Source organism: Tautonia sociabilis, assembly GCF_003977685.1.
Classification (GTDB): Bacteria; Planctomycetota; Planctomycetia; order Isosphaerales; family Isosphaeraceae; genus Tautonia; species Tautonia sociabilis.
On sequence record NZ_RYZH01000063.1, the window covers coordinates 18,100 to 33,601 of the forward strand.

Here is a 15,502-nt window from a genome sequence, read left to right on the forward strand (position 1 = left end):
CTCGCGGGCCTGGGGTCGGCCACGATCGGTTTCGAGCGCTTGGATTCGCGAGACGGAGCCTCGGGGCTGGCCCCCGATGAGCCGGGGGGACACGAGGCTGGAAAGAAGCCTCCCCCGGCTCGGGAGGAGGGATTAGCCGGCCGCGGTCCAGCGTTCGGCCCGGGTGTCGTCGCCGGCCTGTCGGAAGAGCGTCGCGACGCGATGCAGGCAGCACGAGCAGCCGACCGAGGCCGGGTCGACGTCTCGCATCAGCTCGATCGCTTCCCGGCGCCGGCCGACGTGATCGAGAAGGGCGGAGAGGGTCACTCGATAGAGCGTCGAGCCCGGCGCCAACTCGAAGGCTCGCCGAACCGGGTCCAGCACATCCTCGACCGGGTGGCCGAGCCTCCGGAGGTAGAACGCGATGCCGAAGTAGGCCTGGTGGGCCGTTGGGTCTCGGCGAGCCAGCTCCCTGCACGTCGAGAGGGCCAGGCTGAACTCGCCGACGGCCCCCAGGCCCGCCGCCACTGGCGGGAGCAGCGCGGTCGGGCATCCCGGATGCTCGGCCAGGTCCCGATAGAGCAGCCGGGCGAGTTCCGGCTTCTCGGCCGCGACGTAGCAGTCGGCCAGCGCGCATCGGGCCGCGGGATTCAGGGGCACGACGGCGGAAGCAGCCTCCAGATCGGCGAGGGCGGCGTCCAGATCGCCTCGCTCGCGTCGAAGGAGCCCGCGGAGCTGCTGGAGCGTTCCATCCTCGGGATCGGATCGCAGGGCGCCGGACACCAGGGCCTCGGCGACTTCGGGGTGTCCCTCCTCGAGTAGTTCCAGGCATCGTCGCGTCAGGTGATCGGCGTCGGGCATCGGTGGTGGTTCCTCGTGATGGGTTCGATCGCCGGGGGGCGGATGAGGGTTCGATCCCGATTCAATCCTCGATGTCAGAGGGCGTCCGCCCGGTCTCGACGGCAGGTCGGGTGCTGGCGGGGTCCTCGGCCTCCGGCTCGGCCGCGACGCGGAGCGACCGGTAGAACGCCGCCTCGGCCTCGCGGTTGGCCCGCTCCACGTCCTCGGCCTGGGCCCGAGCCCGGGCGGCTCGCTCGGGGTTGTCCAGCGCATTCGGCGAACGGTTCCCGGTCGGGGGCTCGCAGCCGGCCAGGAGCAGGCCGGCCGCCATTGCCCCATTCGGGAAAAAGCCCTTGATGATGTTCATGGCGTTTCTGGTGGGTTCGTCAGGGCTGCTCCTCGATCCCGAGAGTGCCGACCGCGGCCTGTTCCGCGGCCCGGGCCTCCTGGCGAGCCGACTCGGCGGCCTCCCGGGCCGCGGCGGCCCGGCCTGGATCGGCCTCCGCGGTGACCGAGCGGTTGTCGCTGGCCGGGGAGCCGCACCCGATCACCAGGGCGGCGACGAGAGCTGTCGGTCGGAGCGATCGGGGGCGGCGTTGTGGGTTCAGTGTCGACATTCGAGGCCTCGATGGCGGAAACACATGGGTTGGACCGGATGGTCGGGGGGACCCGCTCGAGGACTCGAAGCGCCGGGCGGTTCCCCCTTCGGGCCCACGATCGGTCACGGAGCAACCAACGCGAATCGGCAACGGCCCTGGGAGTCCGGGTCGACCTCAAAGAGGACCAGCCGGTTGCCAACCGCGACGGCCCTCAGGTCGGTCGAAGCGAAGGGGACCTCCTCGACGACAGTGGCCCACTGTCCGGTCTCGGGGTCGAACCGATCGATGCTCCGGTTGGGCTCGAAGTGGCCGTCCTCGTCCTTGGAGAAGCCGCCGCACAGGTAGAGCGCGCCATCGAGGGCGACCAGGTCCGCGAAGAGCCGGGGAGGCTCCGGGCTGGGTACGGTCTCCCAGGTCTCGGTCTCGAAGTCGAAGACGTCGACCGGCTCGATCAGCCCCATACCGTCGCCGATGCCTCCGACGAGGTAGTACTTGCCGTCGAGCACCGCGCCGGCGAAGGAGCGCCGGGGGTTCGGGAGGGTGTGCCCGGTCGCCTCGAACGTCGAGCCTTCCTCGTCCGACCGCCACCTCAGCACCTCATCGGGCAGCCCTCGACCTTCCCGGCCCGGCCGGGGATCAAAGATGCTGCCGCCGAAAATCCAGACATCCGGGCCGATCACGGCGGCGCCGAACATCCCCCGAGCGTCGGGAATCTTGGCATCGCAGGCGATCCACCTCCCCGACTCGTCATCAAGCCTGAGAACCTGCTCAAGCGTGCGGACCACCTCTCCGTCCTGGCCGATTCCCCCGAGCAGGTGCGGCACGCCGTTGCGGCCCGACGGCACCAAGACGATCGTCCCCGACTGCAAGGGGGCCGAGAGCGCCTCGCTCGGGCGGACCTCCAGCGCGTCCGGCGCGATCCGAACGACCTCGTTGGTCAGGAACTCCGGATCGAAGGCGTGGGGCCGCCAGGTCTTGCTCCCGCCGGCGATGAGCAGTTCCCCCTTGTGCCAGGCAATCGCCTGGCTCTTCACCGCGTCGGCGTTGATCGGCAGCTCGCCGACGAGCATAACGGGGCCGTCGCCGGGGGCTTCGGGGTCGAACCGCTCGATGAAGCGGACGGGTCGGCCGGCGAAGTTGCCGCCGACGATCAGCAGGTCGCCGTCGGGACCCGGCAGCAATCGGTGAGTGATCCGGGGCACGGCCAGTCGGCCGACCCGCTCCCACTCCTCGCCGGAGTCTCCCAGCCGGTAGAGATCGCCGTCGACCGCACTCGCGAAGAGCTTGCCCCCGACGCTGAAGGCCGACGGGGCGAAGCCGACGTACCTGCTCTCGCCAGGAAGGTCGGGTCCTCTCGACCAGGAGTCGGTGGCCGGGTCGAAGATGTCGACCCGGGGCACGACGTCTCCCTCCTCAGTCAGGCCGCCGACGACATAGAGCTTGCCTTGGTGTTCGGCGGCCGCCAGGGCCCGTCGCCGGAACGGCGGGGTTGGCAGCGGTTCCCAGGCCGCCTCAGGATCGGTCACGTCCAGTCGAAGGGCATCTTCATGAAAGAATGTGTTGTCTGAGCTGCCGCCGAGCATCGCCCAGCCGCCGACGACGTAAAGGTGGTCGCCGATGATTGCCGCGTCGTGCGTCGATCTCGGTTCGGGAAGCGGCGGCAGTTCGGTCCAGGTCCCCGACTCCGGGTCGAACCGGGAGACGTCGGCGATCGAGATCAGGTCGTGCGGCTCGTCCTCGCTGTTGCGGGCCGCCATGCCCCCGACCCGGTACAGCAGGCCCGCTCGGGCGACCAGAGAAACCCCCTGGACGGCCGGGCCGACCGGCAATTCCTCCCACTCGTCGCCCCCCTTCAGAGCGAGGCGACGGAAGTGGGGGATGGTCGTGCCGGTGTGGTAGCGGTGGGTGGTGCCGGTGTGGCCGCTATAGACGTAAAGGTAGCCGTTTGCCACGGCGCCGCCGAAGCTATTGGTCGGCTCGGGCAGCGGGGTCAGCGTCTCGACCTCCCGGATCGCGGTTGCCCCGGCGGTGGCATCCCGGTGATCGGCGACCTCGGGAGAGGCCACCGTGAGAGTCGCGTAGTACCGCGTTTCGGCAAATGCCTCGCCGTTGATCTCGCCGGGTTCGCCGTCGGCCCATTTGGCCAGCAGGGCGGTCTTCCCCTCGGCGACACCGTCGCAGCGGAGAACGCCGTGCTCATCCGCCATCAGCTCGCGGTCCTCGCCGTCCTCGGTGTAGGCCTTGACGATCGCCCCGGCGGCCGGCTCTCCCCGGAAGGTGACCTGGACGAAGGGCGCTCCCTGCCCGTCGTCGAGCAACCGGAGGCGAAGATGGTCCGCCTCCTCGGCCCGGTCGGCGGGGATCGGCCCGAACTGGAGGCGAGCGGTGTAGAAGAGCCGGAAGGTCTCCCCGTCTCGGCTCATGGTGCCCATCGGGCAGACGCCGTCGATGACCTCGGGGGCCGGCTCGGGGACGTCGAGAAGATAGGTCGCCTCCCCCCGCTCGGCCTCCAGCGGCGCTCCGCAAGCCGAGTAGGTCGCCGCCTCAATGTATTTCATGAACATCGGGAGATCAGGAACGGGAGGCTCGGCCAGAAAGGCTCGAACGACGACGCCGTCTCCCTCGGGCTCGGCGATCATCCAGAGGAAGTGGGCCTGCGCCGGAGCGGCGAGGGTGACGGTGATCGCGGCGAGCAGGGCGGCCGGCGCCCATCTCCGGGCTCGGCTGTCGGTTCGGGTTCGGTGCATGAGGAGCATCTCCGTGAGGTGGGTCAGCGGTTGGGATCGCGGAGGGTCAGGAGGAATCGAGGTCGCCCGGGGGAGCGGGCCCGTCCCCAGCGAGGGGAGACGTGGACCGGGGACGGCCGCCTTCCCGCCCCCCCCGGGGGGAGGATCAGTACTGGTCGGCCGAGAGGACCTCTCCCCCGGCGACCGTCGACAGCGCCATGTAGGTCTCTGGCGCGATCGTGTCTTTGATGTACCGGACGCTGCCGTCGGCCAGGAGGAAGTTGGCCCCGCCGGGGTGCAGACTCCGGAAGTTCGGCAGGGTCTGGCCGCCATTAGCCGAGACGGTGCCCCAGTGGTCGGTCTCGGAGGCATAGCCGCAGTCGTTCAGGGCATAAAAGGCCCCGAGGCGGTCCGTGGTCGTGCCGATAATGCCGCCAACAATGTATTCCGATCCCCAGGAACGCCGGCGGCCGTAGGCCATGAACATGAAGTTGTCGTAGTACGACGCCTGCGTGTAGGCCGCCAGCGGCACGCAGACCCGATTCCCGGCGAACCCCTCGGCGACGAATGGGTTGGCGTCGTTGCCCCCGACCGCCTCGCCGAAGGCGAACGTCTGACTCAGACCGTCGCGGACCTCGGCGACCTTGGTAAACACATCGATGCCCGAGAGGCCTCGACGATTGCGGACCAAAAACGGGGCGGACACGTAGTTGTCGGCGCCGCCGCTGAAGGCGTAGTCGGTGACGGCCGCCCGCTCGACCCTCCAGCCGCCGTAGCTCATGCCGACCTCGCCAGAGCCCGAGCGATTGGTCGGGCAGAGGAATAGACCGACCTGAGTGGCATGCCCGGTGGACTGATCGGCGAACGACCAGCCATAGTAGTGCCCCAGGCCCGGGACGAAAATTGACTGATTGTAGTTGAAGGCGTCGAACAGGGCCTGCTGCTCGACGTAGGGCAACAGCGAGTGGAAGCCGGTAAAGTTCGCGTAGACCCGACCGAAACCGCCATGGAAGGCTGCCGGGTAGACATGGTGCGTCGATTCGTAGTTGTGCAGAGCCAGGCCGATCTGCTTGAGGTTGTTGGTGCACTGGGCACGGCGGGCCGCCTCTCGGGCCGACTGGACGGCCGGCAGCAACAAGGCGATCAACACGCCGATGATGGCGATGACCACCAGCAACTCGATGAGGGTGAAGCCGCGCCGGGTGTTCGTCGGGCGCATGAAAGTCCCTCGATGTGAGCTCAGGTCGCGGTCGATTCGGTGGGACCAGGACCGAATCGACACGGGTGGGGCGTTGTGAATGAGACTCAATCTCAATTCGGTGTCGTGCGACACAATCTAGAAGTTCGTGCCCGCTCTCGTCAAGCCCCTTGCAGATTCCCGACCGACGATTTTCGGTCTGTCGCGGAGGGTGGGGGCGGCGGGGCAAGGCATTCCCGATTTCTGAACCATCCGCACATGATCGGTCCAATCTCCTCATCGCCCCGCGTCGCTGCAACGTGCCGCGGAGATCGCGCCAGGCCTCCGCAGCACTCCCCGATCGCCCGAGGGCGGGAGGGGCCGGATCGGTGCGAGAAGTCCGGCCGGCTCGACCGTCGCCGGCTCGACCGTGATCACCCCGACCGTCGCGATCTTCGACGGCGAAGGTCGAAGCGCCGGCGTCGACCGCCTCGACCTGGGCCTCTCCGGGGGTCGAGCGGACCGGAAACCTCGAACCGATCGCCGGCGGAGGGCGCCGCAGAGGACGATCGCTCGCCTCGATCGGCTCCCAACCGGAGAACCGAAGCGAGGACGAACGGGGCGATCCTCGGTGCGGACGGCTTCCTCGGGACAGGACCGGGCCGGTCGAGGAGCCGCCCAGGGGGGCGAGGGTCTGAGCGATCCAGCAGGCCCCCAGTCTCGGGAGCCTTGCCGAAAGTCAGGTCCGGGCCGGGGAGGGGGGGGTGGTGACGGGCGGCGTGTCGGGCCGGCGCCCCAGGAATGCCCCCGGCGGATCGCTCGGAGGGTCGGCCGGTTTCGCTCGATCGGGCCGACTCGGACACCCTCCGGGGCTTGGTCCGGCTGGAGCCCGGCGCCCGGGGCATTCGCGGTCATTCGCGATCGCGGGGCCGCCGCCTTCGGGCCGATTCCAGGTTGCTTTGCAGGTCCAGCACCACGAGCAGCTCCGTCTGACCCGGGCCTCCGAAGCCAAGGTTCAGCGGGCCCCCCTTGTTCATGAAGATCCCCGGCAGGATCCCGGCCGAGAGAATCAGCGACCGGTCCAGCGGCCAGTCGGGGATCGTCTGGTTGAGCCTCGTGTGCGACACCTCCGGCACGTCCAGATCCATCTCCGCCGGGCCGATCTGCCTCGGCACGATCACCCGGGTGACGATCTTCCGCCGCACCGACGTGGCCTTCAGGTCCACCGCGAGGTCCACCGACGTGCCGTCGCCGCGCAGCAGAGGGCTCGCACGAAGCTCCACCCCCTCCTCGACCGAGTCGACCGTCGGCTCAAAGCCCAGCGCCACCTGGTTCGAGCGGTCCAGGCCGCCCCGGTAGGTCACCGGGTCCTTCAGGCCGGTGCGCAGGACCAGCGTCTGGCCGTTGACGATGGGTTCCTTCCGCTCCTCGACCAGCCGGAACGCCTGGCTGATGGTCATCGTCGCCATCAGCCGCTCGGTGTCGCTCGGATCCAGCAGCCAGGCGTGCTGCCCTTGCGGTCCCCCCCGGCCCGTACCGCTGCCGAGCCGGATCGACTCGAGCTTCGAGGCGATGTCGTAGCGCCATTTCGGGTCGACCGCCGAGACGATCCGCACCCGGAGCGTCAGGATGTCGAACCAGGCGTCGACGAACCGCCGGTACACCTCGTTGACCTTGGCGATCACCTCGTCCCGGTGGAACGCCCGCAGTTGCTTCGGCGTGACACTGAGCACCGCCAGGTCCTCGCCGTGCCAGATCTCCGACCCCGTGTGCCGGAAGATCCACTCGACGATCGCCGACTCGGGCTTGGCCGTCTCCCTCGAGTGCGGCAGCGCCGTGTACGGGGAGATGTTGAAGATCCCCCAGCCCAGCCCATCTTGCTTGATCTGAGCCGGCGGGACGAACGGGATGTCCTCGCTCGGGTCGGAGGCCGGCGGCAACGCCTCCGACGGCCTGCCCAGGTCGGCGCCGAGCGGATCGGTGCCGATGCTCAACTCGGGGTTGAGCCTTGGCTCGTCGAGCGTCGCCCGGGCCGGTCGGAACCGGCCGCGATCCTGGCCCCGGACCCCCCGAGCCAGGAGCGATCCGAGCATCACGGTCGAGAACAGCGCCGTGCGGCGGTCCATGCCTGGTGCCTCCCTGCCGGCGTCCGGCTCGGTCCCGACGGGTCCCCGACGGGGCTCCTCGACCCTCCCTCGCGAGGACTCCCCTCCCGACTCGCGGCCCACCTTAACCGATCTCCTCCACCGCACAAGCCCGATTCCCGGGCCGTTGCGATCGCGCTCCGGTCGCCGACGCGCGACGGCTCCTCCGGCCGCCTTCGCTCATCGGCCCGAGCGGTTCTCCCACCCCTCCCACGTCTTCCTCCGCGTCTCCGGCAACACCCTCCCCGCCGCCTAAGATCCGTGATCGCGGTCGTCGGTGACGAACTCCACGTGGTACCCCGACTCCTTCAGGGCCGCGAACATTCGGTTGTTCGCGGCCCACCAGTCGCCCGAGCGGTTGGTCAGGTCCTTCTCGGCCTCCGGATCGAGCAGGACAGGGCAGGGCAGGGCAAAGCAGAGCAGGGCAGGTCAAAGCAAAGCAAAGCAGAGCAGAGCAGAGCAGAGTAGGGGGGTGGGCGACGGCTCACGCGGACGACGCGGCCGACCGCCTTCGCATCGCGAAATAGGCCGGTACCCCCGCGAGGATGATGACCAGACCGACGGTCGACTCGGCGAACGTCCGCTGCAGCATGTTCCCCAGCAGCAGGGCCGAGGCCGCCAGGTAGACCACCGGAGTGACCGGATAGCCCCACGTCCGGTACGGCCTCGGCAGGCTCGGCTGAGTGCGGCGGAGGATGAACACCGAGGCGACCGTCAGCGCGTACATGAACGTCGCCCCGAAGATCACGTAGGAGAACAGCACGTCGTACAGCGGCGTCTGGTGCAGTTTTTCCCACGCTTCCCGCAGCCACCCCGGCAGCCCCGCCTCCGACTCCGGCGGCTCGATCACCAGGAAGGTCGCCCCCAGCGCCGTCAGCATCGCCGCCCAGGCCGTCTGTGTCACGATCGCCGCCGCCGGCGTCCGGTATCTCGGGTGCACCCGGCTGAGGAATCTCGGCAGCAGGCCGTCCCTCGCCATCGCGAAGTACGCCCTCGGCCCCGATAGGGCGTTGCCATTGAGCGCGATGAAGATCGAGAACATGACCACCAAGGCGATCATCCACGCCCCCGCTCCGCCGAACAGCGCCACGAAGAACGCTCCGGCCACGTTCCTCCCCCCGGGAGGATGGGCCACGTCGGCCATCGGCAGAACGAGGTGGTACGACAACGTCACCCCCAGGTAGACCGCGATCAACGTCAGCGTCCCCAGGATCGCCGCCTTGGGGATGTTCCGGCCCGGATCCCGGATCTCCTCGGCGAGGGCGGTGATGTTGATCCACCCGTCGTAGGTCCAGAGCACCCCCACCATCGCCGCCAGCATCGCCCGGCCCAGCGCCGCGTCGATCTCCGCCGGCCACTCCGGAGACAGGTTCTCCAGCCGAGCCATCCCCAGCACGAAGGGCAGCGGCAGGACGATCATCGCCCCCATCGTCCCGACCTTCAGCACCGTGCCCAGCACCTGGACCCCGCCGCCGACCCTCGCCCCGATCACGTTCAGCGCCGACACCGCCGCCATCGCCGCGATCGCCACGCCCGCTTCCCAGGCCGCCTTCGGGATTCCCTCCGGGGCCGGCACCACCTCCCCGAAGTACAGCGCGAACCCCGCCGCCAGCGCCGCCACCGAGCCGGAGCGGATCACCAGGAACTCAGTCCAGCCGAAGAGGAACCCGGCCACCTTCCCGAACGACTCGCGCAGGTACACATACGGGCCTCCGGCGTGCGGCAGCATTGCCCCCAGCTCGGCCACGGTCAGCGCCCCGGCCAGGCTGAAGATTCCCCCGGCGATCCAGAGCACCGCGATCGTGCCGATCGCCGGCACCGCCTCCGCCACCCGGGCGGGCACGATGAAGATCCCCGAGCCGATCACCGACCCCACGATCGCGCTGAACGCCGTCGCCGGCCCCAGCACCCGGGGCAGGACGGGGTGCCCCGCGTCGGTTGGCGACAGCTCCGGCGGGATCGGCGCCGGTTCTCGTCCCGGTTCCTCGCTCATCGCCCGCCTCCCCTGGCGATCTCCTCGGCCTCGGCCATTGCCGCCGTCGCCGCGGCGATCCGGGAAGCGAGGATCGGCACCTGTTGATTCAAGAGCTCCTGGTCGTTCTCCTCGATCGCCTGCCGCACCCCCGGCATCGGCCAGCTCGCGTATCCCGTCGTCAGCCCGGGAGCGTAGATCGCGTGCCGGAAGAACGGGCGATCCGGCAGGCCGCCCTCGATCAGGAACGCCCGCTCCACCCGAGTCAGCGCGTCGTTCACCCGGGAGAGGACCTCGGCCGGCGGGTCGTCCTGCTGGTTCAGCTCCTTGGTGGCCTGGTCCAGCGCCTCGGCCTGCTCCTGGAAGGCGAGCACCGCCGCCGCTAGCTCGGCCAGCCCCTCGAACCGGATCGGCGGCTCCTCGTCTTCCGCGTCCCCGGCCAGGGCCTTGCGGGCGACCATCTCGCGAAGCTCATCCAGGTGGTGCTCCAGCGCCTCGCCGTAGGGCGAGAAGGTCAGCGGCGCCACCCTCGCCGACGCCGCCCGCATCAGGATCAGCGTGTACAGCCGGGCCGCCGCCGCGTGCCGGACGAAGCCTGGATCGCCAAACTTCTCCATCCAGAAGAAATCGTCATAGATCGAATGGTAGACCCCGTAGCGCCCGGCGAAGTCCACGTTCAGGGCCGGGATCCCCAGGTGGTCGACGAACACAGTGTAGTCCGAGCCCGATCCCAGCGCTCCGAGCCTCGGGGAGAAGTCCGGCAGCTCCGGCCCCTCGCCCGCCTCGCCGAGTTTCGGCAGGCGGATCGGCACCGACTCCGCCCACTCCTTCCTCCTCTCCTCGAGCCACAGCGCCGCCATCGGACGCCCCGACCCCGGGTCGATCACGTCGGCCGCCGCGTCGAGCACCAGGTCCCGCAGCGACGGGATCCCCTCGAGGTCCAGGTCCGGTCCCGACACCGCCGAGTCGACGTTGAGCATCAGCACCGCCTTCGCGTCCAACTCCTCGGCGTGCTCCTCCGCCCACTCGGTCGAGCCGACCAGGCCGTACTCCTCCGCGTCCCAGCTCGCGTAAACGAGCGTACGGCGGGGGCGCCATCCGTTTCTGTACGCTTCGCCCAGGGCTCGGCAGGCTTCCAGCGTCGCCACGGTGCCGCTGCTCGGGTCGACCGCCCCATACGTCCAGGCGTCCCGATGATTCCCCACCATCACCCAGCGGTCGGGCTCGGCGTCTCCTTCCAATCGGGCGATCACATTCGAGATCGTCTTGATGGAGTACCTCGTCCCGACCACCAGCCTCACCTCGACCGGCCCCGGCCCGACGTGATACGCCAGCGGCAGGCCCCCTTGCCAGCCTTCCGGCACCTCCGGCCCGGCCAGGGCCTCGAAGAGGGGGGTGGCCGCCTCGTAGCTGATCGGCAGCGAGGGGATGGCCGCGAAGGACTCCTCGCGGTCCAGTCCCGTCCGCTCCTCCCACGCCCTCACGTCGAACCGAGCGACCAGCGTGCCGAGATCCTCGTTCGGGGCGATCCGCTCCCTCCCCACCCCGAGGGGAGCGATCTGATGGAGGATGTCCTCCCGGAAGAACCCGTCCCGCTGGGGCTCGTCGAGCTCGAAGAAGGCCTCGGGCAGGTCGATCCGGCCGACGGGGAAGCCCATCGTCGGGTGGAACGGCAGCCGATCGGCTCCCTTCACCGACGGTCCGTTGGGCGTCGACGGGTCTCCCGGCCCCAGCGACAGGAACTGCACGCTCCCGCGCTGGATCGCCGAAGGGGCCCGGAACGGCCCGTCCGGGTAGATGTCTCCCCGGGCGTAGCCGTCGTCGGCCGGGTCGGAGTACAGCAGGATGCCGATCGCCCCCCGCCGCTGGGCGTTGAGCACCTTCAGGCCGCGGAAGATCCCCCCATACCGGGCCAGGACGATCTTGCCGGAGACGTCGATGCCCAGGTTCTCCAGCGCCTCGAAGTCGCCGACGGTCGCGTCGTTCGCATAAACGATCTGCCCGGTGACATTCCCCGACACGCCGTAGCCGTGGAAGGCCGGCCAGGCGTCGGCACTGGCCGAGTCCTTGTCCTCCGGGACCGGGTCCTCGGTCACCTTCAGTTCGAGGCGGCCGGGCCGGACGATCGTGACCGAGGGGGTGCCCTCCGGTTCGTTGAGCAGCACGTCGTACTCGGCGAGCTCCGCGTCCCAGCCCCACTGGAGCAACCGGTCCCGGACGAAGACGGCCGAGTCGTGCCCGGCGGGGGTGCCGGCCACATGAGGCTCCTCGGTCAGCCGGCGGAGCAGGGCCCGGGCGGCGTCGGGATTGGGCACCGCCACCGCCCTCTCCTCGAACTCGACCGGCGTCGGGCCGTCGGATCGGGCCGGGGAGGGAGCCGTCGCCGGCCCGAGCAGGGCGATCGCGCCGGCGAGGAGCCTGACCGTCGCATTCCAGGGCATGGGCAAGGTGCTCCGGGGCCGGGCGGCTTGACACGACCGGGCGCGGCCGGCCATCTTCAGTCTGGGCGTTCCGAGAATTGACCCCGAGGATACGGCCGGCCCCGCACGGATGCCAGACCCCCTCCCGATGCCCCCCGGCGTCGGGCCGACCGCCCGGAATGGAAGGATCGAGGCCCCTCGTCATGCTCCTGCCGACGCTGGCGACCGCGATCGGTCTGCTCGCCGCCGACGACCCCGGACCCCCCCGGCCGAGGGCCTCCGCCGGGCCGATCCTCGCCCGCTACGAGGTCGACCTCGTCGGCCTCAGCCGGGCCGTTTTCGCCCTGCCCGACGGCCCGAGGACGATCCGATCCCTCCGCTGGATCCCCGCCCCCGGCTCGACCGACTCCTGGCGATCCGCCCGGCTTCGGCTGATCTGGGACGGCGACGATCTCGACTCCCCCGGCGTCGACCTGCCGCTGGGCCTCCTCCTCTCCCCGGAGCCGGGAGCGGCCGGCGGCGGCTCGCTCCTGGTCAACCGAAGGCCGATGCCCTACCTCCGCTCCGGCCGGCTGGTCATCGACGCCGAGGGGCCCGTCCGAGGCTCCTTCCGGCTCGACACCCGCCCCGGCGCCGAGGTGCTCCGGACTCGGGGCTACCTCCGAGCCGAGGTCGTGCCCGGGCCTTCCCCGACCGATTCCCCCGGCGATTCTCCCCGGAATCCTGAGCACGACGGCGCCCCCGCCGTGCGATACTGGTACGATCGGCGCCCCGGCCCCGGGCCGACCGCCGACGGCCGCTGATCTCCGACCCGACCCGACCCGGCCCGGCCCGGCTCAACTCCATCCTCCCGGCCGGGTCCGATCCGATCCCACTCGACTTGGTGCGCTCCGACAGGATCGAAGGCATCCGACGACCGGCCGGCTTGCACCGGCCGGGGGAGACTCCGAATGACCCTCTCCGTCGCGATCGGTGGTGCGAAGGGCACGTTCGCCGACCGGGTCGGGGCCGAAGTGGCCCGGATCCTCGACCATACCTTCGGGGCCGAGGGCGAGTGGGAAGGGGTGGCCGCCCGCCGCTTCGGCGAGCTGACCCCGGACGTGCTCGCCGAGCTCCTCCGCCGAGCCGTCGTCGAGCTCGGCGCCGACGCGCTGCCGAACCTCTCCGCCCTGGTCGGCCCCGGCACCGCCGCCTTCCTCCCCGCCCACGTCCAGGCCGTCACCCTCCCCCTCTCCGACGGCGGCCCCCTCCGCTGCGCCAGCCTCCCCGGCCTCCGAGACGAACTGGCCGCCCTGGCCGAACGCTGGGAGCTTCCCCTCGACGACGCCGCCCTGCTCGACCTCCTCCGGGTCGCCGAGGACCCCGTTGACGGCCCCGTCTCCGAGCCCCCCGAGGTCCTCACCTTCGCCCGGCTCGCTCTGGCCGCCAACGAGGCCGTCCGGCGCGACTGCCCGCTCTGGCTGCTCGGCTGAGCCCCCGTTCCGGACCGGGATGGGGACCCCTCGAAACGCGGTGATCCCTCCTGCGCGGTCTCCCGGAGCCGGCCCCGAGACGCCCTCCCGCCGGGGGAGGGCCCCCGCGGTTCCGTCCTGCTCCCCCGTCGTCTTCGCCTCCGCGATCAAAAAAGATCCCAAGGACCGGGCCGTCCCGATCGTCGTCTCAGGCAGCGGGGCCGGCCCTCGGGCGGCCCGCCCGTCTCGCTCTGCCGGATCGACGCGACGCGACGGCCCGGTCCTCGGGCCGAATCGGAGGCGTCTCATGCGACCCGACACCAAGCGCCCGGTCCCGGGCGGCCGGGGATGGTCCGTCCCCCGGATTCTCACCGCCTTGCTCTCCCTGGGGTTTCTGGCCCAATTCGGCTGCGGAGCGTCCCCCGACGCCTCCCCGATCGGGGACCAGACGCAGGCCCCCCCGGCCGAGTCTCGGCTCTGCTCCGCTCCCGAGCCCTCCGGCGGCGCCTTCAGCGAGGAGCGAATGACGGTCAAGCTCCGCGACAAGGCCCCCGACGGCGACACCAGCATCCCCCTCAAGGTCCCCGTCGGCGACGCCGCCCTCGACGACGTCGACGCCTCCGACGACTTCCGGCTCTCCTCCGCCGTCGCCCTTGCCCGTTTCCCGACTCCGCGTTGCGTCCCCCGGCCGATCTCGCCACAATGAGTCGTCGCGTCCCCGGGTCGGGGGGACGCACCCCCGGTCGACCGGCGAGCCCGATGGAAGACGAGAGCCAACCGAACGCCCGATCGGGCCCGGCGGTATCCGTGGCGATCCCGTGCTACAACGAGGAGGCGGCCATCGCCTCCGTGGTGGACGAGTGGCGCCGCGAGCTTCCTGGCGCCGAGATCGTCGTCTTCGACAACAACTCGACCGATGCCGGCTCCTGCCGGGCGGCCGAACGAGGAGCCCGCGTCGTCCCCGTGCCGAGGCAGGGCAAGGGCTGGGTCGTCCGCCGGATCTTCGACGAGCTGGCCGATCGAGACGCCGTGGTGATGATCGACGGCGACGGAACCTATCCCGCCTCCGCCGTCGGCCCGCTGCTGGGGGCCGTGCTCGAGGGCCGAGCCGACATGGCCGTGGGGATCCGACGCCCGGTGAGCGAAGCCGGCCGCCCGGCCATGTCCCCGGTCCGGGGGCTGGGGAACCTGCTGATCGGCTCCGCCTTTCACCTGCTCGTCGGCCCGGGGACCTCCGACCTGCTCTCCGGCTACCGGGTCTTCTCCCCCCGGGCGATGCGCACCATGTGTCTGCGCTCCGAGGGGTTCGAGATCGAAACCGAGCTGGCCGGCGAGGCCGTGGGCCGAGGGCTCCGCGTCTTCGAGGCCGAGGTTCCCTACCGCCCCCGGGCCGCCGGCACCTCCAGCAAGCTCCGGGCGCTGCGGGACGGGCTCCGCATCCTCGCGATGATCCTCCGGCTCAGCCTCCGCCTCCGCCCCTGGCGTCCGCTGCTGCTGGTTTCGGCCGCGCTGGCGGCCGTCGCGGCAGGCACCGGGGATGACGTCGCTTGGGCAGCGGCCGTCATCGTCTTCCTCGCGGCCGTGCTCTCGGCCGCCGTCGTGCTCGCCCGCCGAGAGGCGATCGGGGAGGTCCGATGAACCCGGATCCCGACGATTCCCCCGCTTCCCCCCCCTCCCGGGGCCGCCGAGAGCGCAGCGCCCGGTATCCCGGCGCTCCGCTGCCCGAGGCGATCGAGCTGGCCCGCTTCCTCGACGACCACGGCCTCGACGGCACCTCGGCCGAGGCCATCGCCGCCTCGATGGGCTTCGAGAGCATCAAAACCCGCACCTTCTCCGCCCGCCTCAGCGCCGCCCGGCAGTTCGGCCTGGTGACGCTCGACGGCTCCTCCTACCGCCTCACCCCGCTGGCCCGATCCGTCCTCCACCCCCTCGACCCCGCCGACCTCCCCCGACTGTACCGGGACGCCCTGAAGGCCCCGCCGCTCTACGCCGACCTGCTCGTCCGCCTGGCCAACCGCCGCGTCCCCGACCCCGAGCGGCTGGCGAACCTGCTCTACCACAGCTACCAGATCACCGCCTCCGCCAAGCTCCCGGCCGCCGAGGCGTTCGTCGAGTCCTCCCGGTTCGCCGGCGCCCTGGGAGACGACGGCATCCTCCGCCCCGACGGCCCCCCCTCCGACCGCCAGCCCCCTCC

The 15,502-nt window shown here is 70.8% G+C and carries 13 protein-coding genes; 5 read left to right on the forward strand and 8 right to left on the reverse strand.

Annotation, left to right across the window (positions count from 1 at the left end; all coding sequences use genetic code 11):
• Positions 1-132 precede the first annotated feature (132 nt).
• From TsocGM_RS22560 to TsocGM_RS22595, 8 genes are all read right to left on the reverse strand, one after another.
• Positions 133-840, reverse strand: a complete 708-nt coding sequence (locus tag TsocGM_RS22560; RefSeq protein WP_126727722.1) for a tetratricopeptide repeat protein — start codon at positions 838-840, stop codon at positions 133-135.
• A gap of 61 nt (positions 841-901) precedes the next feature.
• Positions 902-1,186, reverse strand: a complete 285-nt coding sequence (locus tag TsocGM_RS22565) for a hypothetical protein (protein ID WP_126727723.1) — start codon at positions 1,184-1,186, stop codon at positions 902-904.
• Between the two features lie 19 nt (positions 1,187-1,205).
• Complete coding sequence (locus TsocGM_RS22570) at positions 1,206-1,436, reverse strand: hypothetical protein (protein ID WP_126727724.1); 231 nt, start codon at positions 1,434-1,436, stop codon at positions 1,206-1,208.
• Between the two features lie 104 nt (positions 1,437-1,540).
• Positions 1,541-4,165: a kelch repeat-containing protein gene (locus TsocGM_RS22575; RefSeq protein WP_126727725.1), complete on the reverse strand. Its 2,625-nt coding sequence runs from the start codon at positions 4,163-4,165 to the stop codon at positions 1,541-1,543.
• A 145-nt stretch (positions 4,166-4,310) separates the two neighbouring features.
• Positions 4,311-5,363: a DUF1559 domain-containing protein gene (locus tag TsocGM_RS22580; RefSeq protein ID WP_126727726.1), complete on the reverse strand. Its 1,053-nt coding sequence runs from the start codon at positions 5,361-5,363 to the stop codon at positions 4,311-4,313.
• A gap of 869 nt (positions 5,364-6,232) precedes the next feature.
• Positions 6,233-7,447, reverse strand: coding sequence for a hypothetical protein (locus TsocGM_RS22585; protein WP_126727727.1), 1,215 nt, complete (start codon positions 7,445-7,447; stop codon positions 6,233-6,235).
• A 502-nt stretch (positions 7,448-7,949) separates the two neighbouring features.
• Positions 7,950-9,458: an APC family permease gene (locus TsocGM_RS22590; protein WP_126727728.1), complete on the reverse strand. Its 1,509-nt coding sequence runs from the start codon at positions 9,456-9,458 to the stop codon at positions 7,950-7,952.
• On the reverse strand, positions 9,455-11,878 hold the full coding sequence (locus tag TsocGM_RS22595; RefSeq protein ID WP_233579119.1) for a M28 family metallopeptidase: 2,424 nt from the start codon (positions 11,876-11,878) through the stop codon (positions 9,455-9,457). The genes TsocGM_RS22590 and TsocGM_RS22595 overlap by 4 nt, the downstream gene beginning before the upstream one ends.
• Before the next feature lie 182 nt (positions 11,879-12,060).
• Here TsocGM_RS22595 and TsocGM_RS22600 point away from each other — a divergent pair, with 182 nt between their 5' ends.
• The 5 genes from TsocGM_RS22600 to TsocGM_RS22620 form a co-directional block, all read left to right on the forward strand.
• Positions 12,061-12,660, forward strand: coding sequence for a hypothetical protein (locus TsocGM_RS22600; protein WP_126727729.1), 600 nt, complete (start codon positions 12,061-12,063; stop codon positions 12,658-12,660).
• 147 nt (positions 12,661-12,807) lie between these two features.
• The gene (locus TsocGM_RS22605; RefSeq protein ID WP_126727730.1) at positions 12,808-13,329 is read left to right on the forward strand and encodes a hypothetical protein; all 522 of its coding nucleotides are present in this window, start codon (positions 12,808-12,810) and stop codon (positions 13,327-13,329) included.
• A gap of 286 nt (positions 13,330-13,615) precedes the next feature.
• Positions 13,616-14,014 carry a hypothetical protein gene (locus tag TsocGM_RS22610; RefSeq protein WP_126727731.1) on the forward strand — a complete coding sequence of 133 codons (399 nt, stop codon included), beginning with the start codon at positions 13,616-13,618 and terminating at the stop codon, positions 14,012-14,014.
• Between the two features lie 53 nt (positions 14,015-14,067).
• Positions 14,068-14,946: a glycosyltransferase gene (locus tag TsocGM_RS22615; protein WP_126727732.1), complete on the forward strand. Its 879-nt coding sequence runs from the start codon at positions 14,068-14,070 to the stop codon at positions 14,944-14,946.
• On the forward strand, positions 14,943-15,502 hold a 560-nt coding region (locus tag TsocGM_RS22620), incomplete at its 3' end, for a hypothetical protein (RefSeq protein WP_126727733.1). The genes TsocGM_RS22615 and TsocGM_RS22620, both read left to right, overlap by 4 nt.

Coding starts and splice junctions, on each gene's coding strand:
- TsocGM_RS22610 (WP_126727731.1), top strand. CDS start 13,616: ATGCGACCCGACACCAAGCGCCCGGTCCCGGGCGGCCGGGGATGGTCC.
- TsocGM_RS22615 (WP_126727732.1), top strand. CDS start 14,068: ATGGAAGACGAGAGCCAACCGAACGCCCGATCGGGCCCGGCGGTATCC.
- TsocGM_RS22580 (WP_126727726.1), bottom strand. CDS start 5,363: ATGCGCCCGACGAACACCCGGCGCGGCTTCACCCTCATCGAGTTGCTG.
- TsocGM_RS22570 (WP_126727724.1), bottom strand. CDS start 1,436: ATGTCGACACTGAACCCACAACGCCGCCCCCGATCGCTCCGACCGACA.
- TsocGM_RS22600 (WP_126727729.1), top strand. CDS start 12,061: ATGCTCCTGCCGACGCTGGCGACCGCGATCGGTCTGCTCGCCGCCGAC.
- TsocGM_RS22585 (WP_126727727.1), bottom strand. CDS start 7,447: ATGGACCGCCGCACGGCGCTGTTCTCGACCGTGATGCTCGGATCGCTC.
- TsocGM_RS22575 (WP_126727725.1), bottom strand. CDS start 4,165: ATGCACCGAACCCGAACCGACAGCCGAGCCCGGAGATGGGCGCCGGCC.
- TsocGM_RS22560 (WP_126727722.1), bottom strand. CDS start 840: ATGCCCGACGCCGATCACCTGACGCGACGATGCCTGGAACTACTCGAG.
- TsocGM_RS22605 (WP_126727730.1), top strand. CDS start 12,808: ATGACCCTCTCCGTCGCGATCGGTGGTGCGAAGGGCACGTTCGCCGAC.
- TsocGM_RS22590 (WP_126727728.1), bottom strand. CDS start 9,458: ATGAGCGAGGAACCGGGACGAGAACCGGCGCCGATCCCGCCGGAGCTG.
- TsocGM_RS22565 (WP_126727723.1), bottom strand. CDS start 1,186: ATGAACATCATCAAGGGCTTTTTCCCGAATGGGGCAATGGCGGCCGGC.
- TsocGM_RS22595 (WP_233579119.1), bottom strand. CDS start 11,878: ATGCCCTGGAATGCGACGGTCAGGCTCCTCGCCGGCGCGATCGCCCTG.